At 56.3% G+C, this 26520-nt stretch carries 25 protein-coding genes; 11 read left to right on the forward strand and 14 right to left on the reverse strand.

Going from position 1 to position 26520, the window contains the following annotated elements:
- Positions 1 to 57 precede the first annotated feature (57 nt).
- Complete coding sequence (locus tag NB069_RS09860; RefSeq protein WP_250589485.1) at positions 58 to 393, forward strand: GlpM family protein; 336 nt, start codon at positions 58 to 60, stop codon at positions 391 to 393.
- Here the strand turns inward: NB069_RS09860 and folM are convergent.
- The 3 genes from folM to ydgH all read right to left on the reverse strand — a co-directional run bounded on the left by folM (position 390) and on the right by ydgH (position 3675).
- On the reverse strand, positions 390 to 1112 hold the full coding sequence (folM, locus tag NB069_RS09865; RefSeq protein ID WP_250589173.1) for a dihydromonapterin reductase: 723 nt from the start codon (positions 1110 to 1112) through the stop codon (positions 390 to 392). The two genes, NB069_RS09860 and folM, sit on opposite strands and share 4 nt — an antisense overlap.
- A gap of 39 nt (positions 1113 to 1151) precedes the next feature.
- The gene (locus tag NB069_RS09870) at positions 1152 to 2534 is read right to left on the reverse strand and encodes an amino acid permease (RefSeq protein WP_250589174.1); all 1383 of its coding nucleotides are present in this window, start codon (positions 2532 to 2534) and stop codon (positions 1152 to 1154) included.
- A 187-nt stretch (positions 2535 to 2721) separates the two neighbouring features.
- Positions 2722 to 3675: a DUF1471 family protein YdgH gene (ydgH, locus tag NB069_RS09875; protein WP_250589175.1), complete on the reverse strand. Its 954-nt coding sequence runs from the start codon at positions 3673 to 3675 to the stop codon at positions 2722 to 2724.
- A 536-nt stretch (positions 3676 to 4211) separates the two neighbouring features.
- Between ydgH and pntA the strand changes: the two genes are divergently transcribed.
- The 3 genes from pntA (at position 4212) to NB069_RS09890 (ending at position 8372) form a co-directional block, all read left to right on the forward strand.
- Complete coding sequence (pntA, locus tag NB069_RS09880; RefSeq protein WP_250589176.1) at positions 4212 to 5741, forward strand: Re/Si-specific NAD(P)(+) transhydrogenase subunit alpha; 1530 nt, start codon at positions 4212 to 4214, stop codon at positions 5739 to 5741.
- A 10-nt stretch (positions 5742 to 5751) separates the two neighbouring features.
- The gene (gene pntB / locus NB069_RS09885; protein WP_250589177.1) at positions 5752 to 7140 is read left to right on the forward strand and encodes a Re/Si-specific NAD(P)(+) transhydrogenase subunit beta; all 1389 of its coding nucleotides are present in this window, start codon (positions 5752 to 5754) and stop codon (positions 7138 to 7140) included.
- A 113-nt stretch (positions 7141 to 7253) separates the two neighbouring features.
- Entirely contained in the window at positions 7254 to 8372 is a 1119-nt protein-coding gene (locus NB069_RS09890) for a mechanosensitive ion channel family protein (protein ID WP_250589178.1), read from the forward strand.
- A gap of 34 nt (positions 8373 to 8406) precedes the next feature.
- Here the strand turns inward: NB069_RS09890 and uspE are convergent, their stop codons facing one another.
- From uspE to NB069_RS09920, 6 genes are all read right to left on the reverse strand, one after another.
- Positions 8407 to 9357, reverse strand: coding sequence for a universal stress protein UspE (gene uspE / locus NB069_RS09895; protein ID WP_250589179.1), 951 nt, complete (start codon positions 9355 to 9357; stop codon positions 8407 to 8409).
- A 137-nt stretch (positions 9358 to 9494) separates the two neighbouring features.
- A complete protein-coding gene (fnr, locus tag NB069_RS09900) occupies positions 9495 to 10247 on the reverse strand; it encodes a fumarate/nitrate reduction transcriptional regulator Fnr (protein WP_032617879.1) in 753 nt (250 codons plus the stop codon).
- A 182-nt stretch (positions 10248 to 10429) separates the two neighbouring features.
- Complete coding sequence (gene ogt, locus NB069_RS09905) at positions 10430 to 10945, reverse strand: methylated-DNA--[protein]-cysteine S-methyltransferase (protein ID WP_250589181.1); 516 nt, start codon at positions 10943 to 10945, stop codon at positions 10430 to 10432.
- Between the two features lie 10 nt (positions 10946 to 10955).
- Positions 10956 to 12482, reverse strand: coding sequence for a p-aminobenzoyl-glutamate transporter (gene abgT / locus NB069_RS09910; protein WP_250589182.1), 1527 nt, complete (start codon positions 12480 to 12482; stop codon positions 10956 to 10958).
- A 47-nt stretch (positions 12483 to 12529) separates the two neighbouring features.
- Complete coding sequence (locus tag NB069_RS09915; RefSeq protein ID WP_250589183.1) at positions 12530 to 13975, reverse strand: M20 family metallopeptidase; 1446 nt, start codon at positions 13973 to 13975, stop codon at positions 12530 to 12532.
- The gene (locus NB069_RS09920) at positions 13975 to 15285 is read right to left on the reverse strand and encodes a M20 family metallo-hydrolase (RefSeq protein WP_250589184.1); all 1311 of its coding nucleotides are present in this window, start codon (positions 15283 to 15285) and stop codon (positions 13975 to 13977) included. The genes NB069_RS09915 and NB069_RS09920 overlap by 1 nt, the downstream gene beginning before the upstream one ends.
- 174 nt (positions 15286 to 15459) lie before the next feature.
- On the opposite strand from NB069_RS09920, the gene NB069_RS09925 reads away from it, so the two are divergent.
- From NB069_RS09925 to NB069_RS09935, 3 genes are all read left to right on the forward strand, one after another.
- The gene (locus NB069_RS09925; RefSeq protein WP_250589185.1) at positions 15460 to 16368 is read left to right on the forward strand and encodes a LysR family transcriptional regulator; all 909 of its coding nucleotides are present in this window, start codon (positions 15460 to 15462) and stop codon (positions 16366 to 16368) included.
- Between the two features lie 357 nt (positions 16369 to 16725).
- Positions 16726 to 17289 (forward strand): DNA endonuclease SmrA, encoded by a 564-nt coding sequence (gene smrA / locus NB069_RS09930; RefSeq protein ID WP_250589186.1) that lies wholly within the window; start codon positions 16726 to 16728, stop codon positions 17287 to 17289.
- A gap of 12 nt (positions 17290 to 17301) precedes the next feature.
- Positions 17302 to 18246, forward strand: coding sequence for a zinc-dependent alcohol dehydrogenase family protein (locus NB069_RS09935; RefSeq protein WP_250589187.1), 945 nt, complete (start codon positions 17302 to 17304; stop codon positions 18244 to 18246).
- 3 nt (positions 18247 to 18249) lie between these two features.
- Here the strand turns inward: NB069_RS09935 and NB069_RS09940 are convergent, their stop codons facing one another.
- Complete coding sequence (locus tag NB069_RS09940; RefSeq protein ID WP_250589188.1) at positions 18250 to 19287, reverse strand: AI-2E family transporter; 1038 nt, start codon at positions 19285 to 19287, stop codon at positions 18250 to 18252.
- 135 nt (positions 19288 to 19422) lie between these two features.
- Here NB069_RS09940 and NB069_RS22615 point away from each other — a divergent pair, with 135 nt between their 5' ends.
- The 4 genes from NB069_RS22615 (at position 19423) to NB069_RS09955 (ending at position 22634) form a co-directional block, all read left to right on the forward strand.
- Positions 19423 to 19593, forward strand: a complete 171-nt coding sequence (locus tag NB069_RS22615) for a protein YdgV (protein ID WP_434543611.1) — start codon at positions 19423 to 19425, stop codon at positions 19591 to 19593.
- Between the two features lie 114 nt (positions 19594 to 19707).
- Positions 19708 to 20070: a multidrug/spermidine efflux SMR transporter subunit MdtJ gene (gene mdtJ, locus NB069_RS09945; protein ID WP_250589189.1), complete on the forward strand. Its 363-nt coding sequence runs from the start codon at positions 19708 to 19710 to the stop codon at positions 20068 to 20070.
- On the forward strand, positions 20057 to 20386 hold the full coding sequence (gene mdtI, locus NB069_RS09950; protein ID WP_250589190.1) for a multidrug/spermidine efflux SMR transporter subunit MdtI: 330 nt from the start codon (positions 20057 to 20059) through the stop codon (positions 20384 to 20386). The genes mdtJ and mdtI overlap by 14 nt, the downstream gene beginning before the upstream one ends.
- 85 nt (positions 20387 to 20471) lie before the next feature.
- Complete coding sequence (locus tag NB069_RS09955; RefSeq protein ID WP_250589191.1) at positions 20472 to 22634, forward strand: bifunctional diguanylate cyclase/phosphodiesterase; 2163 nt, start codon at positions 20472 to 20474, stop codon at positions 22632 to 22634.
- Between the two features lies 1 nt (position 22635).
- Here NB069_RS09955 and NB069_RS09960 read toward each other — a convergent pair whose 3' ends face one another.
- The 4 genes from NB069_RS09960 to NB069_RS09975 form a co-directional block, all read right to left on the reverse strand.
- Positions 22636 to 23457, reverse strand: a complete 822-nt coding sequence (locus NB069_RS09960; protein WP_250589192.1) for a trypsin-like serine peptidase — start codon at positions 23455 to 23457, stop codon at positions 22636 to 22638.
- A 279-nt stretch (positions 23458 to 23736) separates the two neighbouring features.
- Positions 23737 to 24057: an acid resistance repetitive basic protein Asr gene (gene asr / locus NB069_RS09965; protein ID WP_250589193.1), complete on the reverse strand. Its 321-nt coding sequence runs from the start codon at positions 24055 to 24057 to the stop codon at positions 23737 to 23739.
- Between the two features lie 148 nt (positions 24058 to 24205).
- Positions 24206 to 25693 (reverse strand): carboxypeptidase M32, encoded by a 1488-nt coding sequence (locus tag NB069_RS09970; RefSeq protein ID WP_250589194.1) that lies wholly within the window; start codon positions 25691 to 25693, stop codon positions 24206 to 24208.
- Positions 25694 to 25836: 143 nt separating this feature from the next.
- On the reverse strand, positions 25837 to 26400 hold the full coding sequence (locus tag NB069_RS09975) for a fimbrial protein (RefSeq protein WP_250589195.1): 564 nt from the start codon (positions 26398 to 26400) through the stop codon (positions 25837 to 25839).
- Positions 26401 to 26520 lie beyond the last annotated feature (120 nt).

Consider the following 26520-nt stretch of genomic DNA (forward strand, 5'->3'; position numbering starts at 1 on the left):
ATGTTGCCGTTCCGTTATGCTGCCCGGCACGGTTATTGATTTGTTATGGAGAATGGGATGGGGCTGGTGATCAAGGCGGCGATAGGCGCGCTGGTGGTGTTGCTGATTGGCGTTCTGGCGAAAACCAAAAATTACTATATTGCCGGGCTGATCCCGCTGTTTCCGACCTTTGCCTTAATTGCCCACTATATCGTCGCCTCTGAGCGCGGCATTGAGGCCCTGCGGGCAACCATCGTCTTTGGCATGTGGTCGATTATTCCCTATTTTCTCTATCTGCTCTCGCTGTGGTACTTCACCGGTATTATGCGTTTACCCCTGGCGCTGGGCGGGGCCGTGGTGTGCTGGAGCCTCAGCGCCTGGGTGTTAATCTTCTTCTGGAGCCGCTTTCACTAACGCAATGGCCGGCCGCCATCCACGCCAAATGACCGGCCCGTAACGTAGCAGCTGGTCAGAATGTAGTCGATCAAATCAATCACCTCTTTTTCACCCGGGGCGATCTTCATCAAAGACTTATTCAGCGCCTGCTGGCGGTAGTCGGCATCGTCGTGTTCATTGAACATGATCAGCGACGGGGCGATGGCGTTGACTTTGACCTCCGGTGCCAGCTTGCGGGCAAAGGAGCGGGTCATGTTATCCAGGGCGGCTTTGCTGGCGGCATAGGCAATGTGCTTATCGCTGCCGCGCTCAACCACGTAGTCGGTAAAGTGGATGATGTCGCTGGCGGCATGGCCGTGGCCGCGCAGGAGTTCCTGCAGGGCATGGTTCAGCAGGTAAGGGGCATGGACGTGGATCTGCAGCATGCAGGAGAGCGTTTCGCTGAGCGGCGTCTCCGGGCTCTCCGGCATCCATGCGCTGGCATTATGGATGATGGCGCGTAAACCTGTGGTTTCCGCTTTTATCCGTTCGGCAAAGGCCATAATGCCTTCATCGGTAGCGAAATCGGCCTGAATACAGGTGGCCCCCGCCTTGCAAAGCGTCTCGATCGCCGGATATTTCGTGCGATAGCTGATAATCACCGGCTGGTGAAGGTTCAGAAAATGGTGGGCAAGCGCGAGGCCGATGCGACGGCCTCCGCCAGTAATCAGGATCGGGAGCGGTTTTGCCTGTCCCATCGTGTTCTCCTTATCCGTTCGACGATGGGACGCGGTCGCTTATCCCATCAACATCCACGTTGCCGGTAATGCGGCAACCAGTAACAATCCAATCAGCACGATTTCACGACGCTTCAGCGCGTGCTGGAGCTGGTGCGTGCGACGGGCGTAAATAAACACCAGCAGCCCCGGCGCGTAGAGCACGACGGAGAGCAGCAGATGCATCGGTCCGGAGGCGTAGAGCAGCCATAAGCCGTAAATGCAGGCACCCATTCCCACGACAGTATGCATTGGTCGGGTCGCTATTTTTAGCAAATATGCACCCACCAGGAAATAGGGTACCAGAATCATCTCAGAGGCGATGGTTAACAAGGTGTTATAGTCAGAACCTGTGAGCCAGATCAGCACCAGAGAGACCTGCACGCTGAGATTGGTCAACCACAGCGACGCCGACGGGGCATTGTTCTTGTTCTGCTGGCTGAACAGACGCGGGAAGGCTTTATGCGTCGCAGCGAGGAAGGGCACTTCGGCCGCCATGATGGTCCAGCTCAGGTAAGCGCCGCACACGGAGACGATAAGACCAGCGGCAATCACCACTTCGCCCCAGGAGCCCATCATCGTCACCATCAGGCCCGCCATGGACGGGTTACGCATCTCCGCCAGTTCAGGACGCGCCACCACGCCCAGCGACAGCAGCGTCACCAGCAGATAAACGCTCAGGGCGGCCAGTACCGCCAGCAGCGTGGCGCGGCCCACATCGTGCTTATTGCGTGCCCGGGCCGAGACCACCACCGCACCTTCCACCCCGATAAACACCCACAGGGTGATCAGCATGGTATTTTTCACCTGCTCCCAGACCGGGACGCCCAGCGCCACGCCGGAAAAGTCCAGGCTGAAGAGATCGAGACGAAACGCGATAAACGCCAGCACGATAAACAGCCCCAGCGGCACCAGCTTCGCCAGGGTTGCCACCAGGTTGATGCTCGCTGCGGTCTGCACGCCGCGCAGCACCAGGAAGTGCACGACCCACAGCAGTACCGAGGAGCCAACGATGGATTGCCAGGTATTGCCATCGCCAAACAGTTTCAGTTCAGGGGTATCGGTAAAGAAACTCAGCGCAGAAAAGACGATCACCAGATACGAGACGTTGGCGATCACCGCGCACAGCCAGTAGCCCCAGGCGGAACAGAACCCCACCAGCTCACCAAAGCCTTCACGGGCGTAGGTAAAAATGCCGCCGTCGAGATCGGGACGGATGCGCGTCAGCAGCAGCATGGCGAAGGCCAGCAGCAGGATCCCGACGCCGGTGATCCCCCAGCCGATAAGCAGCGCAGACGGGCTGGCAACGGCGGCCATGTTCTGCGGCAGACTGAATACACCCGCACCGAGCATGGAGCTTAAAACGAGCGCAGTTAAAGCGCTCAGGCCAAGTTTCTTTTCCATTGGCTTCCTGTTTGAAAAGGGGTCAGATCCAGAATAATTATTTTGTCGAAGCGCATAAAAATGGTGGATCACGCTAAGGCGCGGGATTTTACGGAGTGTCACTAAAGCATGCAATGAGGATGGGCCGAAATCGGGGTAAAAAGCGAAAAAAAAGGCGGCTCCAGGCCGCCTGAGTGACACCGTTAACTTATTTGTACAGGTCGGCGCTGATGGTCATGTTATTACCGCGTTCCTGCCACTGGCGGGTAATGTGGTAATACTTGGCACCTTTCTTCGCTGCACGCTTCGCCACCTGATAGGAGACTTCGGTCATGTTGGCGTAGTTACCGGTGAATTTGATGCTGTCAAACGGCACCATCTGCGCGGCGGTGGCGTTGTTCAGCTCTTCAATTTTCGTGCCGTCGGTCAGCGTAACGCTGTAGCGGCCGCCTTTGGTGGATTGCGTTTCAAAGAAACGGCCCACGCCGGCAACGCTTGCGGCAGGTGCGGCGCTGGTCGCCACGCCCGGGATCTCAACTTTCTTCGCTTCTTCGCCGCCTTTAGCGACTGCTGCACGGCCTGCATCGGAGTCAGCCGGAATGGCATCCGGGCTCTGGACGATGCGTTTTTTGGCGTCTTTTTTGTAGATATAGGCAGTGATGCGCTGGTTACCGCCCTGGTTTGCATCGATCTGGCGAACGATATAGAAGGCGTCAGCCCCTTTCGCCTTCGCGGCTTTGGTGATGGCTTCGTTCACTTCTGGCTGGCTGCGGTAGAAGCCCTGGATGGTCACGGTGTCATAAGGCTCAAGCAGAACGGCCTGGTCTTTTGGCAGCTCCATCACGCCATTAATCACGCGATTTTTCTGCTCTTCGGCTTTCGGGGCATTTTCTTTATACAGCGCAACAAGTACTCGCTGGTTGCCGCTGTCACCGTAGTCTGAGTTATCAACCACGTAAAATGCGGCGGCGCCTTCTTTATCGGCGCGTTTTGATGCGGCGGAAACTGCATCGCCAATTGAGTTAAAACGACCTACGATCATAACGCGGTCGTAAGGTTTCGTTGCTGCCGCTTGCTCCGGCGTTAACTCTGTCGCTGCATTGGCAGACAGGGCGGTCGCAGAAAGGAGTGCGGACGCCAGGAGAGTGTTCTTAAGCTTCATAAAAAATTATCCTTCGCCTTACGCAAACCAGGTACTGGTGTAGTTGTTAATTTGAAAACGTTGACGATTATTGCATTTAACACCCTCTGCTGTCTGCGGCATTTTTTGCGGCCAATGTCGGGGTGACGATCTCTTTCCATAACATTTAGTGATATGTTGAAAAAACACGCGTTTGACCAGTAAAACTAATAAAGCATATGACTTTCACAAGTTGATTTAATGTTAATAAGTTGTTTCTGGCTGGCGCTATATCGTGTTTTTCCCGCCTCGACTGAGCTAAACATCGGCCCTGGCGGAGAAATAAAGGCAGATATGCCTGTCAGAGATGCCGATCGCTTATTTTTGTCAGTTTAAGACATAAAAAGTGTTTTCTTGCTGTGGATCACAGGCGGTATTTTCAGTAGGTTATAGAAAGTTTGTTACTGTTTATTTTCTGCGGGTATTCGTAAGTGGCAGGTTATGACCTGTCACCGTTGTTCTGTATCCGTGTTGAATGTTCGACAAACCATCATCATAAACCGATGGAAGGGATTACTATGCGTATTGGGGTACCAAAAGAACGGTTTGCCAATGAAACCCGCGTAGCGGCAACACCAAAAACGGTGGAACAGCTACTTAAACTGGGTTTTACCGTCGCGGTTGAAAGCGGCGCGGGCAAGCTGGCAAGTTTTGATGACGAGGCGTTCGTTCAGGCGGGCGCAGAGATTGTAGATGGCGCTAACGTCTGGCACTCGGACGTTATCCTGAAGGTCAATGCACCTGAAGAGGATGAAATCGCGCTGCTGAATCCGGGGACGACCCTGGTGAGCTTTATCTGGCCAGCCCAGAACCCGGAACTGATGGAGAAGCTGGCCGCGCGTGGCGTCACCGTCATGGCAATGGACTCCGTGCCGCGCATCTCGCGTGCGCAGTCGCTGGACGCCCTGAGCTCGATGGCGAATATCGCGGGTTACCGTGCCATCGTCGAGGCGGCTCACGAGTTTGGTCGCTTCTTTACCGGTCAGATCACCGCTGCGGGTAAAGTCCCGCCAGCAAAAGTAATGGTGATTGGTGCAGGCGTTGCGGGCCTCGCCGCCATTGGCGCGGCAAACAGTCTGGGCGCCATCGTCCGTGCTTTTGATACCCGTCCGGAAGTGAAAGAACAGGTGCAGAGTATGGGCGCCGAGTTCCTGGAACTGGACTTCAAAGAAGAAGCCGGCAGCGGCGACGGCTACGCGAAGGTGATGTCCGAGGCGTTCATCAAAGCTGAAATGGCGCTGTTTGCTGCTCAGGCGAAAGAGGTGGACATTATTGTCACCACCGCACTGATCCCGGGCAAGCCGGCGCCGAAGCTGATCACCCGTGAAATGGTTGATAGCATGAAGGCCGGCAGCGTGATCGTCGATCTGGCCGCGCAAAACGGCGGGAACTGCGAATACACCGTGCCGGGCGTAGTCACCACCACCGCCAACGGCGTAAAAGTGATCGGCTATACCGACCTGCCGGGCCGTCTGCCGACCCAGTCTTCTCAGCTGTATGGTACCAACCTGGTCAACCTGCTGAAGCTGCTGTGCAAAGAGAAAGACGGCAACGTCGCCATTGATTTTGAAGACGTCGTGGTGCGTGGCGTGACCGTAGTTCGTGAAGGTGAAATCACCTGGCCGGCACCGCCTATTCAGGTTTCCGCCCAGCCGCAGGCCGCTGCGAAAGCTGCTCCGGCACCACAAGAACCGGAAAAACCGGCCTCGCCGTGGCGCAAGTTCGCCTTTATGGCGCTGGCCATTATCCTCTTTGGCTGGCTGGCAGACGTCGCGCCGAAAGAGTTCCTTGGGCACTTTACGGTCTTCGCGCTCTCCTGCGTAGTGGGTTACTACGTGGTGTGGAACGTCTCCCATGCGCTGCATACCCCTCTGATGTCGGTGACGAACGCCATCTCAGGGATCATCGTGGTCGGGGCATTGCTGCAGATTGGTCACGGCGGCTGGGTCAGCTTCCTCAGCTTTATCGCGGTACTGATCGCCAGTATCAATATTTTCGGTGGTTTCACCGTGACTCAGCGCATGCTGAAAATGTTTCGTAAGGGATAAGGGGTAACCTATGTCTGGAGGATTAGTTACAGCTGCATACATTGTTGCCGCGATCCTGTTTATTTTCAGCCTCGCCGGGCTTTCAAAACATGAAACGTCGCAGCAGGGTAACAACTTTGGTATCGCCGGGATGGCGATTGCGCTGATTGCCACGATTTTCGGGCCGGATACCGGCAACGTGGCGTGGATCCTGGTGGCGATGATCATCGGCGGCGCCATTGGTATCCGTCTCGCTAAACGCGTTGAAATGACGGAAATGCCGGAGCTGGTGGCGATCCTGCACAGTTTCGTCGGTCTGGCGGCAGTGCTGGTTGGCTTTAACAGCTACCTGTATCACGAGCCGGGGATGGAGCCGATTCTGGTCAACATCCACCTGACCGAAGTGTTCCTCGGGATCTTCATCGGGGCGGTGACCTTTACCGGTTCCATCGTGGCATTCGGCAAGCTGCGCGGCAAAATCTCCTCTAAACCGCTGATGCTGCCAAACCGCCACAAGATGAACCTGGCCGCGCTGGTGGTCTCCTTCGTGCTGATGGTGGTGTTCGTGCGTACCGACAGCGTGGGCATGCAGGTGCTGGCGCTGCTGGTGATGACCATCATCGCGCTGGCGTTCGGCTGGCACCTGGTTGCCTCTATCGGCGGCGCTGACATGCCGGTGGTGGTCTCCATGCTGAACTCCTACTCCGGTTGGGCGGCAGCGGCGGCGGGCTTTATGCTGAGCAACGACCTGCTGATCGTTACCGGTGCGCTGGTGGGCTCGAGCGGTGCGATCCTCTCCTACATCATGTGTAAGGCGATGAACCGTTCGTTCATCAGCGTGATTGCCGGGGGCTTCGGTACCGACGGTCAAACCTCCGGCGGTGACGACGAAGTGGGTGAGCATCGTGAGATCAGCGCTGAAGATACCGCTGACATGCTGAAAAACTCGCACACGGTCATCATCACCCCAGGCTACGGCATGGCGGTGGCGCAGGCTCAGTATCCGGTGGCGGAAATCACCGAGCGTCTGCGTGCCCGCGGCATCAAGGTGCGTTTTGGTATTCACCCGGTTGCCGGTCGTCTGCCAGGCCACATGAACGTGCTGCTGGCGGAGGCGAAAGTGCCTTACGACATCGTGCTGGAGATGGATGAGATCAACGACGACTTCTCCGATACCGATACCGTGCTGGTTATCGGCGCCAACGACACCGTTAACCCGGCGGCGCAGGACGATCCGAAGAGCCCAATCGCCGGTATGCCGGTGCTGGAAGTGTGGAAGGCGCAGAACGTTATCGTCTTCAAACGCTCCATGAACACCGGTTACGCTGGCGTGCAGAACCCGCTGTTCTTCAAAGAGAACACTCACATGCTGTTTGGCGATGCCAAAGCCAGCGTGGATGCGATCCTGAAAGCGCTGTAAGCAAGGCGTAATGGCTGATAAAAAAACCGCCCACCAGGGCGGTTTTCTTATTTCTGCCTTCAGTCTATGCCATCTGTCTATACTTTTACCTTTGTGTAAAGGGAGGAGAGATAATGCAGTTTTTGTCCCACTTCAATATTCTGGCGCTCATGATGACCCCCACCTTCTGGATCGGCTTTGCCACCGTGGTGGTGGTGACCCTGCTGGTTTACTGGCTTCTGAAGCGCCTGATCACTTTTGTCCATAAAGGCATAACCAGCTGGGGCGATAAGCATCCCACCACCAACAGGATGCAGTTAGTCCTCACTGAGATGCTTAACAGAACCAGCAGAGTCCTGCTGTTCGTGGTCGCTTTTCTGTTCAGCCTGCGGTTTATTGATCTCCCCGATCGTCTGTTCGGCACCCTGAGCCATGCCTGGTTCCTGGTGTTTGCCATTCAGGTGGCGCTGTGGATGGATCAGGGTGTGGTCTCCTGGCTACGGCACGTGATGCTCGCGCCGGGGAGTCATAAAAACCCGGTCACCCTGGTAATAACCGGCCTGATCCTGCGGGCGATTGTCTGGTCAGTGATGCTGCTGTCTATTCTTGCCAACGCGGGCGTCAACATCACTGCTCTGGTTGCCAGTCTGGGGGTGGGGGGTATCGCCATCGCTCTGGCGGTGCAGACCATTCTCAGCGACGTCTTTGCGTCGCTCTCTATTGGCTTCGACAAGCCCTTTGAGATTGGCGATTTCGTGGTGTTCAACGACGTGGCCGGGACGGTGGAGCACATCGGCCTGAAAACGACGCGCATTCGTAGCCTGAGCGGGGAACAGATTGTCTGCGGCAATGCGATCCTGCTTCAGCAAACGCTGCATAACTACAAGCGTATGCAGACGCGCCGTATCGTCTTCACCTTCGGCGTGGCCAGCGACACCCCGCCAGAAAAGCTGCGCGTAATTGGCGATAACGTGAAGAAGATCATCACTGACATTGGCGAAACGCGCTTTGACCGCGCCCATCTGCTCGGTTTTGACAAGGACAGGCTGACCTTTGAGGTGGTGCATATCGTTAATACAGCTGATTACAACAAATACATGGATATCCAGCAGGAGATTAACATCCGGATTCTGGAGAGCCTGAATGATGAGGGCGTAAAACTGGCCCTGCCAAGCATGGTGCTGCATGCACCCTGGATGAAAGAGGGCGAGGGCGCACAGCCGTCTTCTCAACAGCCCGCCACCCAGAGCTAAAAAAAAGCCCGCCAGATGGCGGGCTTTTTTTCGCTTAGTCGTCTTCCTCGTCGTCGAGTTCGACCGGGGTCTGATACTGATCCGGCTTGATGACCAGCAGGTCACAGCGCAGATGGTCAATCACCTGTTCCGCGGTGTTGCCCAGGAACGCGGCGGAAATTCCGGTGCGGCCAATAGTGCCTAACACCACGATACCGGCCTGCAGATGCTCTGACAGGTCCGGGATCACCTCTTCCGGCAGCCCTTTTTCAACGTGGGTCAGTTTTTCATCGATGCCGAACTTCTGTCGCAGCGCTTTCATCGCCAGCAGATGCTGTCCGCGGATGGCATCGTTATAAACGGTGGGATCAAATTCCGGGAGTTCGATAGCAATGTTGATGGGGGTGATCGGGTAGGCGCCAACAAGGTGGACTTCAGTGTGGTTGACCTTCTCGGCGAGATAGACCGTCTCTTTGACCAGCTTCTCGTTCAGGGCGTTGTGGTAATTCTCTTCGCTGGCGAGGTTCACCGCCACTACCGCTTTACCGCCTTCCGGCCACGGCTGGTCTTTGACCATCCATACCGGGCACGGGCATTTGCGCAGCAGGTGCCAGTCGGTCGGGGTGAAAATCACCGCCTCAAGCTTATCGTGCTGGTGGGCCATTTTCAGCAGCAGATCGTGTTCGCCGCTGATCACTTCCTGAATGATGGCTTCAAACGGACGGTTGTGCCACACCACTTTAATTTCGATAGGCACACCGGCATCAAGATAGAATTTTGCCTGCTCGCGGATCCATGCGGTGCGCTGGCTGATCACTCCCTGACGCATAGCGGTGCGTTCGTCAGGCGACAGAAGGGTGGTCATTTCGTAAGAGAAGTCATATATCGGCAGAAACGCTTTGATTCTGCCACCAATCCGTTGATGTAAATAGACAGCTCGTCGTAACGCCGGTTGATCGTCCTGATTAGGATCGATGGCCACCAGCATGTTTTGATACTTTGCCATACAGGTCTCCTTACTACTGTCACCACAGTCTGTAATTAAAAGAGTAACCTATATATCTGAAATGAAACAGGGGGGAAGTTTTGCCAGATCAATAAATCAGTAAAATTACCGATCTGGCAAGCAGAAGTCAGATGAATTTATGCCACGTTGCGCGAGTGGCCCGCCAGCACCGCCAGCGCTTCACCGTTTTCAATGGTGATGTACTTGCCTTTTACCGCCAGCATGCCGCTTTTCTGGAAACGTCCCAGCAGACGGCTGATGGTTTCAACGGTCAGGCCCAGGTAGTTACCAATATCGCCACGGGTCATGGTCAGACGGAACTCGCGAGGAGAGAAACCGCGCTCGGCAAAACGACGGGAGAGGTTATAGATAAACGCCGCCAGACGCTCTTCTGCATTCTTTTTAGAAAGCAGCAGAATCATGTCCTGATCGCCTTTGATCTCGCCGCTCATCAGACGCATCATCTGCTGACGCAGGTTTGGCATTTTGCCTGACAGATCGTCGAGGGTTTCAAACGGGATTTCGCAAACCATTGAGGTCTCGAGCGCCTGAGCAAAGCTCGGGTGGTTACCGGTGCCGATAGCGTCAAAGCCAACCAGATCGCCTGCCAGGTGGAAGCCCGTGATCTGTTCGTCGCCCTGCTCGGTGATGGTATAGCTTTTGATGGTGCCAGAGCGGATAGCGTACAGCGACTTCAGTTCGTCTCCCGCTTTAAACAGCGTCTGCCCTTTCTGAATCGGCTTTTTACGCTCGATAATGTTATCAAGCTGATCAAGCTCGTGCTCATTCAGGGTAAACGGGATACAGAGCTGGCTGATGCTGCAGTCCTGACAATGGATAGCACAACCGCCAGACTGAATGCGTCGAATAATTCGCTTTTCCGGGATCATAGGTTTGCTCAAGCCTTAATTGATATTGGTCAATTTTAACATCTTTTTTGACCCTGTGTAAGCCTGGTAAACCATCATTAAGGACAAGTTACGTGAATGTGCCAGCATCTTCTTGAAATTCCACAACTTGGCTGCGGATATTTCGTCTAACTTAAGGAATATTAAGCACTAAAAGCCTGGAGCTACAGTAATAAATAGCCTTCGTGACGCAGTAACCACTCCTTGCGCTGCACCCCGCCTGCATAGCCTGTGAGGGCGCCGCTACGTCCGATTACGCGGTGGCAGGGCACCACAATACTGACCGGATTGGCGCCGTTTGCCGCACCGACGGCACGTGCCGCACCCGGGCGGCCAAGCTGCTCTGCCAGCTGCCCGTAATGCATCACCTGCCCGCAGGGGATCGCGCGCAACGCCTGCCACACTTCACGCTGAAAAGGGGTGCCGCCGGTTGCGGTGGGCAGGGTATCGATAATGCTGAGATCGCCCTCGAACCAGGCGGTGAGCTTATCGCTCAATCCGCCCGGATTGCGGGCGCTGATGCGCTCATAGCCCTGCGCCCGGTAGTGGATATTCAGCAGCTCCACCATCCGGTTGCTGTGCTCTTCCCACTCCACCGCGCGCAGGTTGAATTGCTCATCGGCAATTACCCACAGTGGCCCCAGGGGCGTCGCAATTTTGTCTTCGAGCAATCTCAGCATCAGGTGTTCCTTAGTTCAGTCGCGGGTAGATACCAGGCCCGATGGGCAGGCCGACAAGATACCACGCCACCAGCATCAGCAACCATACCCCTAAAAAGAGAAGCGGATAGGGCAGCACCAGCGAATAGTAGGTACCCAGCTTCGCCTCGGGCTTATAGCGTTGCAGGAAGCCCAGGAACAGCGGCACGAACGGCGACACCGGGGCCAGCGGGATCACCGACGAATCCGCCACGCGGAACAGGATCTGCGCAAATGCCGGGTGGAAGCCGAGCAGCATAAACATCGGCACGAAGATAGGGGCGAGGATGGACCAGATGGCCGACCCGCTGGCGATAAACATACACAGCAGGGACGACAGCAGCGCCAGGCCAACGAACGCCGGTACGCCACTCAGCCCGGCAGACTCCAGAATGTCGGTCAGCCCCACCGCCATAAACTTGCCCATGTTGCTCCAGTTAAACATGGCAACAAACTGCGCCAGCGGGAACACCATCACAATAAACCCGGCCATCTCTTTCATCGGCTCGATCATCAGCTGGGGCAGATCGCCCTGACGACGCACTTTGCCGGTGGCAATGCCGTAGGCCAGCGAGACAACAAAGAAGAAGAGGATGATCAGCGGCACGATACCTTTAATAAAGGGCGAGGGCAGGACGGTATGCTTCACCGGATCGCGCAGGATGCCGTTCTCCGGCACCACCATCAGCGCAATGGCGGCGATGAACAGCAGGGATACCACCCCGGCCACGCGCAGGCCCCGGCGCTGTTCAGGCGATAACGCATCCAGCTTCTCGTCGCTGCTACCCTGCCACTTGCCCAGACGCGGTTCGACAATCTTATCGGTAATAAGCCCGCCGACAATGGTCAGCACAATCACCGAACTGGCCATAAAGTACCAGTTGTCGATCACGCTGACGTGCATTGCAGCATCGATGGATTTTGCCGCCTCGGTGCTGATGCCCGAGAGCAGCACGTCGGTAGTGACAATCAGCAGGTTGGCGGTAAAGCCGCAGCCGACCCCGGCAATGGCCGCCAGCAGGCCCGCTACCGGATGCCGTCCTACCGCCAGGAAGATCAGCGCCCCCATTGGCGGCATGATCACCAGCGCGGCATCCGAGGAGATATGGCTGAAGAAAGCGATAAACAGCACCATATAGCTGGCATAACGGGCACTGACGTGAGAGGCCATTTTGACCATCAGCGCAGGCAGCAAGCCGGAGCGCTCAGCCAGACCCGCCCCGAGCACCAGCGCAAGGATGGCACCCAGCGGCGCAAAGCCGCTGAAGTTTTTGATCACGTTGGGTAAAAACCAGTGCAGGCCTTCGACGCTGAGCAGGTTTTTCACCGCCACCATGCTGCCGTCAGCCGGGTTGCGGGCGCTGACGTCAAAAGCGGACAGGACTGCGGTAGCGATCATCAAAATCACAATCAAATAGACAAAAAGCAGGAAAGGATGCGGCACTTTATTGCCGACCCTTTCAACCCAACCATAGAGCTTGCCGGATGGGGAATGCGAAGGTATGGATGACATACTCATGGGCGTTCCTCGGGAGTGTTGTGTTGTTATGTTGTTGTGATGTTTTATTATTTTAAAGGTGACGGCGTCACATTGTCTGGGATCGGACAGTGATACGGTTTGTCAGTGAGCTGTTGAGTAAACTCCTCCCGGCAGGCGGCCAGCAGCGCGGAATCCTGCATCAGGTTAAGGACGGTTGCGCCCATCACTTTGCCGGCGTGCAGCATGCCTTTATGGGCGATAGAGGTGCGGCCCTGCGCCACCAGTTGCCAGGTATGCAGCGGGGTGCCCACGGTGAAGCAGGGGCTGAAGCACTGGGCCACGGGCATTTTCCAGCTGACATCGCCCACGTCGGTGGAGCCTGCCAGCACGTCATCGGTGATGGCGTAAGGCGCCACTTCGTCAATCAGCAGGGTCTGCTGATGGCGGCGGGCGAACGCTTTACCCTCTTTCCCCCCGGTTGCGGCAATGTTTTTCAGGCTATTTTGCAGATCGTTGTCGCTCAGCGTGGCGCGGATCTCTGCGGCAAAGGCGCGTTCCTCCTCGCTCCATGCCGGGGTGCCGTAATGCTGAACGGCGCTGTACATAGCCGCCTCCAGCGTACGGTTAGGCAGATAGCTGGAGCAGGCCTTTTCAAAGCGACGTTCTACGGTGGTTTCAGTCATCATTGCTGCGCCCTGGGCAATCTTTTCGATACGCTCGTAGATCTGCTGCGCGTCGGCCATTTCCGGGGCGCGGATCAGATACAGCACTTCCGCCTGGGCCTGCACCACGTTCGGTGAAATCCCGCCGGTGTCGGTGATGGCGTAATGGACCCGGGCTTTCTCAATGATGTGTTCATTCAGGAAATTAGTGCCGGTCGTCATCAGCGTGACGGCATCCAGCGCGCTGCGCCCCAGATGCGGAGAGTTCGCCGCATGGGCCGCCGTGCCGTGAAAACGCCAGGCGACCTGGATGTTGGCCAGGGTACTGACGTTAAACATGCCGGCGAAGGCTTCGGGATGCCAGGTGACGGCAGCGTCCACGTCATCGAACAGCCCCTCGCGCACCATAAAGGTTTTACCCGAGCCGCCTTCTTCCCCTGGACAGCCGTAAAAGCGCACGGTGCCGCTGCCGCCGTGCTGCTCCAGCCAGCTTTTGACCGCCACGGCCCCTGCGAGAGCGGCGGTGCCAAGCAGGTTATGCCCGCAGCCGTGGCCGTTAGCACCCGGCGTATCGCTTTGTGGTGTGGCACAGTGCGCCTGCTGGCTCAAACCCGCCAGGGCGTCGTATTCCCCCAGCAGGGCGATAACCGGTTTCCCTTCGCCGTAGCTGGCAATAAAGGCGTTCGGCACGCCGCCGGCTTCACGGGTAAGGGTAAAACCTGCCTCTTCCAGGGCGCCGGCAAGCCGTTCGGCAGACCAGAACTCTTCAAATCGGGTTTCCGGATGATCCCAGATCTCATCGGCAATGGCGGTGAAATGGTGAGCGCGGGTCTCAATGGCATCATCAACAAAACGGTAAACTGGCTGCATTACACACCTCGCGTCCACGGGAAGTTAAGCGCGGTACGCGCCAGGGTTTCGATGGCAATCAGCATCACCGTCTCGTCAAAGTCGAATTTTTCGTTGTGATGTCCGGCGCTGAGGGTAGTGCCAAACACCATATAGGAGGCGAGCCCGCCGTTTTGCTGAACCCGCGCCATCATCAGGGTGGCGTCTTCAGAGCCGGCAGGGGCTTTCACCCTGTCGATGGCCTGCTCAACGCCGGGAACCTGGGCCGCCTGTTCGCGCAGGTAACTTACCCACGCCGGGGATGGCGTGCTGGAAGTCGCCGCACCCATCAGTCGTAGCTCATGGCTGACCCCGTGCATTGCTGCTGCGCCGTCGATCACCGCTTTCGCGCGCTCGAACACATAGTTGTTGATGGCTTCGCTCTCGCCGCGCGTCTCTATCTTCAGCAGGGCGCTGGCGGGCACAACGTTACGGCCGCTGCCCGCCTGCATCACGCCAACGTTCACCCGGGATGCCCCTTCGCTGTGCGGGGCGATACTGTGCAGACCGATGGCGGCTTGGGCGGCGGCCAGCAGGGCGTTACGCCCCTCTTCGGGTTTACCGCCTGCGTGCGCCGCCACGCCGGTGAAGCGCACGTCAAATTTGGTGGTGGCCATAAAGTTATCGCTGCCGCAGATCACGGTGCCCGCCGGTACGCCGGTGCCGATATGAATGGCGGTGAAGTAATCCACGCCGTCCAGCGCGCCTGCCGCAACCATTGCCCGCGCGCCGCGGGTGCCCTCTTCGGCAGGCTGGAAGATGAGTTTGATGGTGCCGTTAAGCTGCTCGCGGTACTGCATCAGCACGTGCGCCAGCCCAAGACCGATGGTGGTGTGACCGTCGTGGGCGCAGGCATGCATCATGCCGTCGTTACAGGAGGCAAAACCTTCCCGGAAGGGAAGATGGTCGTTGTCGCGGGCTTCATCCAGATCCAGCGCGTCCATATCCACGCGAAACGCCATCGTCGGCCCAGGGCGGCCGGAGTGCAACGTGGCGACAATACCGGCGAAGCCGCCTTCAAAAGCGCCAAGCCATTTTTCAGGCGCGCCCTGCTCACGGGCCCGGGCAAAGGCTGCTGCCAGAGTGGCATCGTCAGGCAGGCCCATCCGGCTGTCAGCATCGACCACATCGCGCCCCATTGCCAGGTCGTAGCCCAGCTGGTCCAGCACCTCTGCGACCTTTGCCGCCGTGCGGAACTCGACCCATCCGGATTCAGCAAAATGGTGGAAATCACGCCGCCAGGCGATGAGTTGCGGGAAGAGGGCCTTCAGATCCTGCGCCAGATTATGCATATCGTTTCCTGTATCATAAGAATATGTGAACTGCTTCACACTGTGATAGTTTTTACTTATCACTAACCGTTTTTTCACAGATTTAACCGTTCTTGGCTTACCCTGGCACAATCAATTCCATTACAGTAGATGACAGTTTCTTTTCTCTGATAAACAACGGTTATCGGTTCCGACATGACATTTCAGGTTAAATTTCATCAGCTGCGGGCGTTTGTGGAAGTGGCGAAACAGGGAAGCATTCGTGGTGCCAGCCGGGTGCTTAACCTGTCGCAACCGGCGTTAACCAAATCCATTAAAGAGCTGGAGGAAGGGATCTCGGCGCAGCTGTTTATCCGGCGCAGCAAAGGGGTAACCCTTACCGAGTGCGGCGAGAGCTTTTACCAGCATGCCAGCCTGATCCTCGAGGAGCTGCGCAACGCCCAGGATGATATCCGGCAGCGGCAGGGCCAGCAGGCCGGGCAGATTAATATCGGTATGGGTGCCAGTATCGCCCGTATGTTAATGCCTGCCGTTATTACCCGCTTTCATCAGCAGCATCCGCAGGTCAAGGTGCGGATAATGGAGGGGCAATTAGTTTCGATGATAAATGAATTACGCCAGGGCGAACTCGATTTCACGATTAATACCTATTACCAGGGGCCTTATGATCATGAATTCACGTTCGAAAAATTGTTTGAGAAACCCTTTGCGATATTTTGTCGGGAAGGCCATCCGGCGACTGGCGCTAAATCCATTAATGAGTTACTGAAATATAGCTGGACGATGCCAACCCCGCGCGGCAGTTATTATAAGCAACTGGAAGAGATGTTTTCCCACCGGGAACAGATCCCGCATATTGGCGTGGTATGTGAAACCTTTTCGTCGAGCATCAGCCTGGTGGCGCAAAGCGATTTTCTCAGCATTTTGCCGCAGGAGCTGGGCTGCGACCCGCTTCTGGCGCACCGTCTGGTGATGATCCCGGTGAAAGAGCCGTTACCCAGAGCAACCTATTACCTTATACAGAGAAGAGACTCTCGTCAGACGCCATTAACCGCGTCATTAATCACACAATTCAGACGACACGCCCGACAGGTTATTTCTTAACCAACTTAAGGATAAAAAAATGGAGCCTGTCGACATCCAACAGACCCCACAGTACACACAGCATTGCTCCACATGCGACTCTGCTTATTGTTTCCATAGTGCAGATACCTTTATATATAGCATTTCCTGACAATAATACAGATAAGAAAGCGCCTGGTTTTAAAAAGTTTAATGTAAGTCATAAAGTTAAACGTTCATAAAAATAAACTTAAGTACAGTTTAAATAATTAATAAATTAACTGTATTTATTATTGTTTTTTAAACGATGGGCAGGAACCCTGTCCGTCAGGACCACGGTGCATTGAGCCAGATGTTGGGCGCAGGTATAGTAGCCTGTCAGCTAAGCAGGAGGATGCCATGAAACCAGACGATAAATCGCTTTTTCTTGATGCGATGGGAGAGGTCCAGCCTCTCAAGCGCTGTACTGATGTCCACTGGCAACCCGCCCGCACCACGCGCACCCGCCAGCCTGTGGATACCAGCCAGCTCGATAACTTTCTGACGACCGGTTTTCTGGACGTCATCCCTCTGGCCGAGCCGCTGGCTTTCCAGCGTGAAGGGGTACAGCAGGGCGTCACGGACAAACTGCGTTCGGGAAAATACCCGCGCCAGGCGAGCCTGACCCTGCTTCGCCAGACCGTTGAGCAGTGCCGCCAGCAGCTGTATACCTTTATCCGCCAGGCGGAGCGCGACGGCCTGCGTAACCTGATCATCATTCACGGTAAAGGCCGCGATGATAACTCTCATGCCAACATCGTACGCAGTTATCTGGCGCGCTGGCTGACCGAGTTCGATGCGGTGCAGGCGTATTGCGTGGCCCAACCGCACCACGGCGGGAGCGGCGCCTGCTACGTTGCGCTGCGTAAATCCGGCGAAGCGAAGCAGGAAAACTTTGAGCGTCACGCCAAACGCAGCCGCTAAGTCCTGAAGCGTATGGAAAACACCGCGTTATATTACCGCCAGTTTGGTGAGCCCGAGGCTGTTCTGCAGCGGGAGACGGCGCTAAAAGCCCCGCTGCATCCGGGAGAACTTCGGGTGCAGATGCTGATGGCCCCCGTTAACGCCTCGGATTTGATCCCCATTACCGGTGCTTACCGGCATCGCATCAGGTTACCGGCCATCGCCGGATACGAGGGGGTGGGGCGCGTGATTGCCGCCCCGCCCAGCGCCGCGGCTCTGGTGGGTCAACGGGTGTTGCCCCTGCGTGGGGAAGGCACCTGGCAGCAGTGTGTGGATTGCCCGGCGGCACTGGCAATCCCGGTGCCCGATACTCTTGCCACATCCCTGGCGGCGCGAGCGTTTATCAACCCGATGGCGGCCTGGCTGATGCTCAGCCTTTACCCCGTTCAGGGTAAACGGGTGCTGCTGACCGCCGCCGGATCGGACTGCGGCATTCTGCTTGGGCAGTGGGCACGACGGCAGGGGGCCACGGCGGTGTATGGTATTCATCGTTCAGCGATCCATGCAGAGCGGCTGAGGGGGATGGGGATCGAACCCATTGCCCAACAGGACAGCGACAGCGTACGCGCCATTGCGGCGGAGAGCGATCTGGTTTTCGACGCCACCGGCGGTGAGCTGGCGCAGACAATCCTGGGCGCGATGGATAAAAGCGCGGCGTTTATCTGCTATGGATTGCTCTCCGGCCAACCCTTTTCGTTACAGCGTCACTTTCCATCCCTGCACTGGTTCCATATCCGTAACTATTTTGAGCGGCTCAATCCGCAGGCGTGGCAGGCGGCTTTTGCCGGGATCTGGCCATTGCTTGCCGCCAGCCAGTACAGTGACGCCACGTTAATGCCGTTCGCCGACTGGCCGTCGGCCCTTGCCCGCTACCGGCAGGCGGGACGAACCAGCAAGCCGGTGCTGGTTTTTGAATAACCGCTAACGGGAATGGCTCATATCACTGAGCAGCAACGCAATGCTTTTGCCGCCCTCGGTTTGCTCCAGCGCAATCTTAACGATAATTGTCAGGGGAACCGAGAGCAGCATCCCCACCGGCCCCAGCAGCCAGCCCCAGAAAATCAGCGACAAAAAGACCACCAGCGTGGAGAGGCCCAGCCCGCGACCCATTAAACGGGGCTCAAGGATGTTGCCGAAAATCAGATTCACTAACAGATAGCCAGCCAGCAGCACCAGCGCAGCATAAAAGCCGCTGAATACCAGCATCTGGGCAATGGGCGGGATGGCGGCCAGCACCGAGCCGATATTGGGAATATAGTTCAGGGCAAAGGCCAGCAGCGCCCAGACAAAGGCAAACCGCACCTCCAGCACCGTCAGCATCCCCCAGACCACCAGCCCGGTTACCAGACTGATGGCGGTTTTCAGCACCAGATAGTGCGACACGCTGTCGAGCGCGCGCTGAATGGCGGCCATGCCTTCAACCGGGCGGGTCATCAGGGGCTGCAGCTTGGCCGGTAGCTGCGGCACCTCCAGCAGCATAAACACCACGGTCAGCAGCAGTAAAAAGATAGAGGTCATGGCGCTGGAGAGCTGTGACAGCAGGGCGGTCACGAGGGTCATGGCGGCATTGGGATCGATATACCTCAGCAACTCTTCCATCGACACTTCAATCCCGGCCCGCTGCAGCCAGGGCTCCAGATGCAGCAGCGGAACGGCCAGCGAGGTGCGATAGTGCGGCAGGGTGCGGGCCAGTTCATTCAGCGAGGTGCCAAGATAGGCCACCAGTAACGCCATCAGCACCACGATAAGCACGATCGGCAGCGTGATTGCCAACACCCGCGGCAGGCGCAGGCGCATCAGACGCCGCACAACGGGCTGAAGTATCACGGCGATAAACAGCGCCAGGATAAAGGGCACAATAATATCCGCCGCGAAGCGGACCCCGGTCAGTACAATCACCAGCATGCCAAGCATGATGACTATTTTTAATCCGCTGAGAGTAATAATGGGCTTTGCCATGCTGGCTCCTGCTGCTGTCCTTTTTTATTTATTCTAACGGCGCCGCCCCTTTAATAAATTAACCAAAAACAAACAGAGAGGGTAAAGAAATGAAAAGGCTTTGAGTAAAATCCTGGCTTATGGTAAAAATCAGCTGTGTTTAACTACCGGAGACAATTTTCATCTGCACTGACGAGAAGCAACACCGCAGATAATTGTAATTTTATGGACAATCTGTTCAGCACCGTTTTATCAAATCTCAGTCCCGCTCTGTACTCCTCTTTTTGCCTGCTGTCTGGCGAGCAACACTGGCGCAACGCGCTGTAGACCCTCTCTCTGCCTGAGCTGGCGCATCGCGTCCGGCTAATCTGTCATATTTTTTTACCCGGCTGCCGCTAATGGCGAGCCGCGAAGGATTATATTCTCAAGCAGGAGAAAAACATGTTTTACTGGATCCTCTTAGCCCTGGCTATTCTCGCTGAAATAACCGGCACCCTTTCCATGAAATGGGCCAGCGTCACGGGCAGCCACAGCGGCTATATTTTAATGCTGTCGATGATTGCGCTGTCCTATATTTTCCTCAGTTTTGCGGTTAAAAAAATCGCACTGGGCGTGGCGTACGCGTTATGGGAAGGCATTGGTATTCTTTTAATTACCCTGTTCAGCGTTATGCTGTTCGATGAGTCGCTTTCAGCCATGAAAATTGCCGGCCTGACGACGCTGGTGGCGGGGATAATATTAATCAAATCCGGAACGCGCAAACCGGCGAAACCGCGTGCGGAGGTGCCCCATGCAACAGTTTGAGTGGGTGCATGCTGCCTGGTTAGGTTTTGCCATCGTGCTGGAGATCGCCGCCAACGTTCTGCTGAAATTTTCCGACGGTTTTCGCCGCAAAACCTATGGTCTGCTCTCCATCGCCGCCGTTCTCGGCGCGTTCAGCGCCCTGTCTCAGGCGGTAAAAGGCATCGATCTCTCGGTTGCGTATGCCCTGTGGAGCGGGTTTGGTATCGCGGCAACGCTTGCTGCGGGCTGGATCCTGTTTGGTCAACGGTTGAACCATAAAGGTTGGATGGGGCTGCTTCTGCTGCTCGCCGGAATGATCATGATAAAACTGGCCTGATAACGTCGCTGCCTGTCATTACAGGCAGCGAAATTCATGTCCTGTATTACGCTTAGACTGAGGCATAAAAAAGGACGGTGAATGAATGCGTAACCCTTTAAGCTGGCGTAAAATTCCTTCTGCCAGGACCTTGTTTGTTATGATCTTCATGGCAGGGGTCGGTTTAATCTTCTCCGTTGTCGCCCTGTTATACCTCTCCCTCAACCTCATCAGTACCAAAGCCAACGAAATCGACGAACAGCGCACGGCACTCTCGGTGCAGGGCGCGGTCCAGACCTCGGTAAACCGGGTCTGGTCGCTGGTTATTGATAATGCCGTCTGGGATGACGCGGTGCGTGAGGCTTACCGCCCGGCGCTCGACATCGACTGGCTCTATAACACCTGGGGAGCGGGCTATAAGGTCAATAATCTTTATGACGGCACCTTTGTGCTCGACGAGCGGTTTCGGGTGCTGTGGGGTTCGTTCAAAAGCCAGCCGTTCACGGAGAAAAACCTCGACTTCTTTGGTGACGGCTTAAAGTCGCTGATCCTGATGCACACCCACTCCCTGCGATCGGATAAGAATATCTATGCCGGGATCACCCGCACCCGGGCGGGTATCGCTTTTGTTGGCGTGGGCCTGATCCGCCCGACGATTGGCAGCCTGCAGGTGGGAGACAGTACCCGCCGCTATCTGGTGATCACCCGTCATATCAACCCGCAAATCCTGCAGGACCTCGGAGATACGTTTCAGATCGACGCCCTGACGTTTACGCCGGAACGGGTCAGCGACGTCAGCGTCCCGCTAAACAGCTCCTCAGGGGAAGTGCTGGGGTATCTGTCGTGGCAACCGCGTCTGCCGGGGGCGGCTGCGGCGAAAGCGGCATCTCTGGATATCACCCAGATTGTGTTGCTCACCGCGGCGCTGATTTTACTGTTTATCCTCTTCAGCTGCGTAGGGCTGTATAAACTGGCGCGCGGAGAGACGCTGGCACGTTCGGTGGCGCGAACCGACTGGCTCAGCCATTTGCCCAACCGCCGGGCGCTAATCGAAGAGCTGGAGCGGGTAAGCCAGCGCGGTGATACCGATCCCAAAAGCGTAGTGTTTATCGATCTCGATGGCTTTAAGGACGTCAATGATATCTACGGCCATGAGGTGGGCGACGAGCTGATTGTCACTATCGCGGGTGCGCTGCGCGACAATGTTCCCAAAGACGGCATGCTGGCCCGGATGGGCGGGGATGAGTTCGCCATGACCATCGGCGGTGACAACGCCGAAGCGCTGGCCTCGGCATTTGCAGGTTTTGTTCTGGATTACCTTCATTCGCCGATTATCGTTGGCGAGCGCTCCATCCATATTGGCGCCAGTATTGGCATCGCCAGCTGCACGCTGGTGGAGTGCACCAGCAACGAACTGTTTCGCCGGGCCGATATCGCCATGTACCACTCCAAAATCACCGGTAAAGGGCGGGTCACACACTATGATGCCGAACTGAACAACGCGCGTGAGCGTCGGATGGCCCTTGAAGGGCAGATCCGTCATGGTCTGGAGCATAACGAGTTTGATGTCTGGTATCAGCCGATCATTGATGCCCGCAGCCAGAAAATGGACGGCGTGGAGGCGCTGGTGCGCTGGCCGCGTCGACCGGAAGGGCCGCTGCCGCCGGATGAGTTTATCACCGTCGCCGAAACCAGCGGGCTGATTTACGCCCTGGGGCAGTTTGTCCTCAGCCGGGCCTGTCAGGATCTGGAGCCCTGCACCGACCTGAAGCTGTCGGTGAATATCTCCCCGGCGCAGTTTCGTGATCCTGAATTTGAAGCCAAAGTGGAGGGGGCGCTGGCGCTAAGCCATTTCCCCGCCACGCGCCTGCAGCTGGAAGTAACGGAAACCTATGTGCTGGAAAACCCGGAGCGCGCCCGTTCAGCTATCAATAATCTCAAGGCGCAGGGCATTGCGGTGGCGCTGGACGATTTTGGCACCGGCTACTCCAGCATTGGCTATCTGCGCCGCTTTAACTTCAATACCATCAAGATCGATAAATCGCTGGCCGGGCTGGTGGATCACGACGAACAGGCCTCGGCGCTGGTGAGCGGTACGGTGCGCATTGCCAGCGCGCTGGGAATGAAGGTGGTGGCTGAAGGCGTGGAGAACGAAAAACAGATGAAGCTGCTGCGACTGGCGGGCTGCGATCAGCTTCAGGGTTACTGGTACAGCCAGCCATTGCCGATAGAGGCGATTATGGCGCTACGCCAGCAGCGCCAGTGCTGATTCACTGCTGGGCCAGTTCGGCCAGTTTGTCACGAAAACCGGTGATCGCCAGGGCGCGGTTATCGGCCCGCCAGCGATCTTTCGCCGCCGGGGCTGAGCTTTGAACGCCAATAAGCTGCCAGCCCGCGGCGGTTTTCAGCATCAGGGGCGAACCGCTGTCGCCGGGCAGGGTATCGCACTGATGGGACAGGACGCTGTTTTGCGCCCAGCCGGTGACAATGCAGTCCTTATGGGTAAAGAGCACATCCAGATGATCTTCGGGGTAGCCCGCCTGGCTCACCTTGCGATCGGCCTCTTTCAGGGCGGCAGTCAGCTCTTCTTTCGTGCCGGCAAACAGCGGCAGCGGCGTGATGCCCGACGGCGGATTGCGCAACACCACCAGGCCAAAATCCCAGGACGCGGCAGAAGGCGGAACGATCCAGCCATCGCCGTCGGCTTTCAGCCGTCGGCCTAATGAGGCATCAACCCGGCCTTCAATGCCGTGGATTTCATAGCGCCAGCTCCCTTTTTGCGACACGAAGCGCAGGGCAACGGCGGTATCCGGTTTCCCTTTTGGCGGCACCAGCAGACAGTGGCCGGCAGTCAGCGCCAGCTGAGGAGTAATGAGGGTTGCAGTACAGAGGTTTCCGCTGGCCGTTTCCAGCTGACCAATGGCGTCCCACGGCGCACGGGAAGGATCGGCGACACGCGTGCGATCGTCATGCCCAAAAAACAGGGTTTGTACCTCTTTGGCGTTCGCGGCCTCGTCGTCACCATTGTCCGCATGACTAAATCCAGAAAAGAGAAAAAACGTTCCCAGTACAATCACAACAGATTTACGCATATCACACTCTGAAGGGAATAATTATGATTATTAAATATGAACCCTGGTAATTAACTATAGACGGGACAGCGCGAAAGTGGGAGTAAAATCAGCGTGCTACAATCAGGAAATGTAAAACACACCTGCGACGAGTGCGCATAAAATAAGCGTGATGAGAATCACCTCAAACCGATAGCGCTGCAACATAACGCCCTCCGGATAAAAAAACGGCGCTGCCACCATGCCGGGACAGCGCCGGATGACCAACGTGCCCGGACGGACACGTTGAGCTAAGCGGGCTTATGCAGCCGGTTGTGCAGCTGGAGCGGCTGCGTCGTGTTTCACCGCTTTCTTATGATGTTTTTTTGCAGCCTGCGCTTTCTGGGCGACCGGTGCGGTCTCTTCTTTCTTCACTGCTTTTTTGTGGTGTTTTTTAGCAGCCTGCGCTTTCTGCACAGCGGCTTTCTTGTGTTTTTTGTGGTGCACAGTTTTGGCTGCCGGCGCCGCGGTGGTGGTTTCGGTCGCAGCAGGTGCAGCGGTTTTAGCGACAGTGTCAGCCGCGAATGCAGCAGAAGAGAGACCCATAGCAGCGGCAACAACCAGAGCTAATACTTTTTTCATCATCTTACCCTCGAATTGGTTTTTTCATTTAACCCCACTGCGGGGCCGTTGAAAGAACTATATCCCTGAAAATTCGGGGCTTCCGTGAGTGATTGGTATCGGCGTGTAACCGTATGTACAACGCCGGACAGAAGCCCGGCGTGATGGGTTACAGATAACGTGAGGTCAGATGATCGCGGAAATAGCGGCTGTTGAGATCTTCCCCGGTCGCCTGCTCAATCAGCTGGGCGGTGGTGAAGCGGCTGCCGTGCTGCCAGATGTTCTGGCGCAGCCAGTCGAACAGGGCGCTGAAATCCCCGGCGGCGATGGCGTTATCCAGTCCAGGCAATGCATTTTTGGCGGCACTGAACAGCTGTGCGGCGTACATGGCGCCCAGGGTGTACGACGGGAAGTAACCGAAGCCGCCATCGGTCCAGTGAATATCCTGCATACAGCCGTTGCGGTAGTTATCTTTTGTCGACAGCCCCAGCCACGCCTGCATTTTCTCATCCCACAGCGCCGGGATGTCCTCCACCTCGATATCGCCATTGATCAGCGCCCGCTCAATCTCATAGCGCAGAACCACGTGCGCCGGATAGCTCACCTCGTCGGCATCCACGCGGATATAGCCGGGCTTCACCCGCTGGTTCCAGGCGACAAAATTATCCGGGGTAAACGCCGCCTGGCTACCGAAACGTTCCTGGACCGCAGGCAACAGGTGGTTAAGGAAGGCTTTGCTGCGCCCGAGCTGCATTTCAAAGAACAGGCTCTGTGATTCGTGGATGGCGGTTGAGCGCGCAAGGGCGATGGGCTGACCGAGCCAGTTACGGGGCAGGTTCTGTTCGTAGCGCGCGTGGCCGGTTTCGTGGATCACGCCAAACAGGGCGCTCAGCAGCTCATCTTCATCGTAACGGGTGGTGATGCGCACGTCTTCCGGTACGCCGCCGCAGAACGGATGGGCGCTGACGTCCAGACGCCCCGCGTTAAAATCGAACCCGAGGGTTTTCATCGCCTGCAGCCCCAGCTCACGCTGAACAGCGGTAGGGAACGGGCCCTGAGGGGGCACGAAGGACTGCTGCGCCTGCTTCTCGACCACCTGCGCCAGCAGATCCGGCAGCCAGGTTTTGAGATCGCCAAACAGGCCGTCCAGCCGGGCGCTGGTCATATCCGGTTCGAAAATATCCAGGAGCGCATCGTAAGGGGTGCAGCCTTTCGCTTCGGCACGCAGGCGAGCCTCTTCCCGGCTCAGCTTCACCACCTCTTTCAGGTTGGCGGAAAAACCCTGCCAGTCATTCGCCGGACGCTGGGTACGCCAGGCGTGCTCGCACTGGCTGCCCGCCAGGGATTTCGCTTCCACCAGTGATTCAGGGAGCAGCGCGGCCTGCTGATAGTGGCGGGCCATCTCGCGCAGGTTAGCCTGTTCGACGTCGTTAAGATCTTCGCATTCGGCCTGGCGTAGCCAGTCGGCCACTTTTTTGTCCGTCAGGATCTGGTGTTGCAGGACGCTCAACTCGGCCAGCGCTTCCCCTCTGGCGGCGCTGCCGCCGGGAGGCATCATGGTGAACATGTCCCAGCTGGCGATGGAAGAGAGATGGGAGAAGCGGGAGAGACGCTGGAAGGTGCGGGTGAGCTGCTGATAAGAAACGTTTTTCTGCATCGTTATTGTTCTCGTTCAGGTGAGTGTGTTGCAGGGAGTGTAACCTGATTGAGGCGCAATTCATGCACTTTTCATATATCAATCTCACCGCTATTGTGAACGATGCTTTAAAAGAGCCTGACAATGTCAGGCTCTGGATTACATTAGTAAGAAATAGTCATTACTGCGGTGCCTTTAACTTCACCTGGGGTGACGTTTGCGGCTGTTCTCACGTAAGTGGCTTTATAACGCAGATAGGTAGGAGTGCCGTACTGATAAGCGACAGTCTGGCTATGAGAACCGTCAAAATTAATACGGCTGTTATCACGATTGATTAATGTGACGGATGCATTCTGCGCAGCGCCTGAAGCGATCTGGTTGAGCAGAACATTGGGCATATCAGAGAGAGCTTCACCGCTGATATTGACATTCAGATTGCCCGAATAATTAGCGCCGCCCGTCTTACAATCTTCGACTTTATAGACAACGTCTTTAGCGGCCGCCAGGGAAGGGGTATTTACCGCCAGTCCTTCGAGAACGTCCGCTTTAATATCATCAAGAATGATGGTGTTGTTAACCAGGGCGCCTGCCTGGGTAACGTTACAAGATTCTGAGTCGTCGAAGACTTCTCCGTGGATAACAAGGTTTGCTGTGTTTCCTGCAGCCATAGCGGGAAGCGCTACCACTGCCGTCGCGGCAACAAAAATAGCGAGAATCGTTTTTTTCATTTTACAGTCCATATTAAATTGAATGGCAATTCCTGATGCAAATAGAATTCATCATTTCTATTTAAATTAATGATGAATTCTGCTTTGCTTTTTTGCTTTAAAGCACATTCAATAATATCT

Source organism: Leclercia adecarboxylata (genome assembly GCF_023639785.1).
Taxonomy (GTDB): domain Bacteria; phylum Pseudomonadota; class Gammaproteobacteria; order Enterobacterales; family Enterobacteriaceae; genus Enterobacter; species Enterobacter adecarboxylatus_D.

Excerpts from the sequence above, each read along its gene's own strand:
- NB069_RS09925 (WP_250589185.1), top strand. The coding sequence starts at position 15,460 with ATGACATTTCAGGTTAAATTTCATCAGCTGCGGGCGTTTGTGGAAGTG.
- NB069_RS09860 (WP_250589485.1), top strand. The coding sequence starts at position 58 with ATGGGGCTGGTGATCAAGGCGGCGATAGGCGCGCTGGTGGTGTTGCTG.
- fnr (WP_032617879.1), bottom strand. The coding sequence starts at position 10,247 with ATGATCCCGGAAAAGCGAATTATTCGACGCATTCAGTCTGGCGGTTGT.
- NB069_RS09890 (WP_250589178.1), top strand. The coding sequence starts at position 7,254 with ATGCAGTTTTTGTCCCACTTCAATATTCTGGCGCTCATGATGACCCCC.
- asr (WP_250589193.1), bottom strand. The coding sequence starts at position 24,057 with ATGAAAAAAGTATTAGCTCTGGTTGTTGCCGCTGCTATGGGTCTCTCT.
- mdtJ (WP_250589189.1), top strand. The coding sequence starts at position 19,708 with ATGTTTTACTGGATCCTCTTAGCCCTGGCTATTCTCGCTGAAATAACC.
- NB069_RS09975 (WP_250589195.1), bottom strand. The coding sequence starts at position 26,400 with ATGAAAAAAACGATTCTCGCTATTTTTGTTGCCGCGACGGCAGTGGTA.
- NB069_RS09870 (WP_250589174.1), bottom strand. The coding sequence starts at position 2,534 with ATGGAAAAGAAACTTGGCCTGAGCGCTTTAACTGCGCTCGTTTTAAGC.
- smrA (WP_250589186.1), top strand. The coding sequence starts at position 16,726 with ATGAAACCAGACGATAAATCGCTTTTTCTTGATGCGATGGGAGAGGTC.
- uspE (WP_250589179.1), bottom strand. The coding sequence starts at position 9,357 with ATGGCAAAGTATCAAAACATGCTGGTGGCCATCGATCCTAATCAGGAC.
- NB069_RS09960 (WP_250589192.1), bottom strand. The coding sequence starts at position 23,457 with ATGCGTAAATCTGTTGTGATTGTACTGGGAACGTTTTTTCTCTTTTCT.
- NB069_RS09940 (WP_250589188.1), bottom strand. The coding sequence starts at position 19,287 with ATGGCAAAGCCCATTATTACTCTCAGCGGATTAAAAATAGTCATCATG.
- ogt (WP_250589181.1), bottom strand. The coding sequence starts at position 10,945 with ATGCTGAGATTGCTCGAAGACAAAATTGCGACGCCCCTGGGGCCACTG.
- NB069_RS09935 (WP_250589187.1), top strand. The coding sequence starts at position 17,302 with ATGGAAAACACCGCGTTATATTACCGCCAGTTTGGTGAGCCCGAGGCT.
- NB069_RS09955 (WP_250589191.1), top strand. The coding sequence starts at position 20,472 with ATGCGTAACCCTTTAAGCTGGCGTAAAATTCCTTCTGCCAGGACCTTG.
- NB069_RS09920 (WP_250589184.1), bottom strand. The coding sequence starts at position 15,285 with ATGCATAATCTGGCGCAGGATCTGAAGGCCCTCTTCCCGCAACTCATC.
- folM (WP_250589173.1), bottom strand. The coding sequence starts at position 1,112 with ATGGGACAGGCAAAACCGCTCCCGATCCTGATTACTGGCGGAGGCCGT.
- NB069_RS09970 (WP_250589194.1), bottom strand. The coding sequence starts at position 25,693 with ATGCAGAAAAACGTTTCTTATCAGCAGCTCACCCGCACCTTCCAGCGT.
- ydgH (WP_250589175.1), bottom strand. The coding sequence starts at position 3,675 with ATGAAGCTTAAGAACACTCTCCTGGCGTCCGCACTCCTTTCTGCGACC.
- abgT (WP_250589182.1), bottom strand. The coding sequence starts at position 12,482 with ATGAGTATGTCATCCATACCTTCGCATTCCCCATCCGGCAAGCTCTAT.
- pntB (WP_250589177.1), top strand. The coding sequence starts at position 5,752 with ATGTCTGGAGGATTAGTTACAGCTGCATACATTGTTGCCGCGATCCTG.
- pntA (WP_250589176.1), top strand. The coding sequence starts at position 4,212 with ATGCGTATTGGGGTACCAAAAGAACGGTTTGCCAATGAAACCCGCGTA.
- mdtI (WP_250589190.1), top strand. The coding sequence starts at position 20,057 with ATGCAACAGTTTGAGTGGGTGCATGCTGCCTGGTTAGGTTTTGCCATC.
- NB069_RS09915 (WP_250589183.1), bottom strand. The coding sequence starts at position 13,975 with ATGCAGCCAGTTTACCGTTTTGTTGATGATGCCATTGAGACCCGCGCT.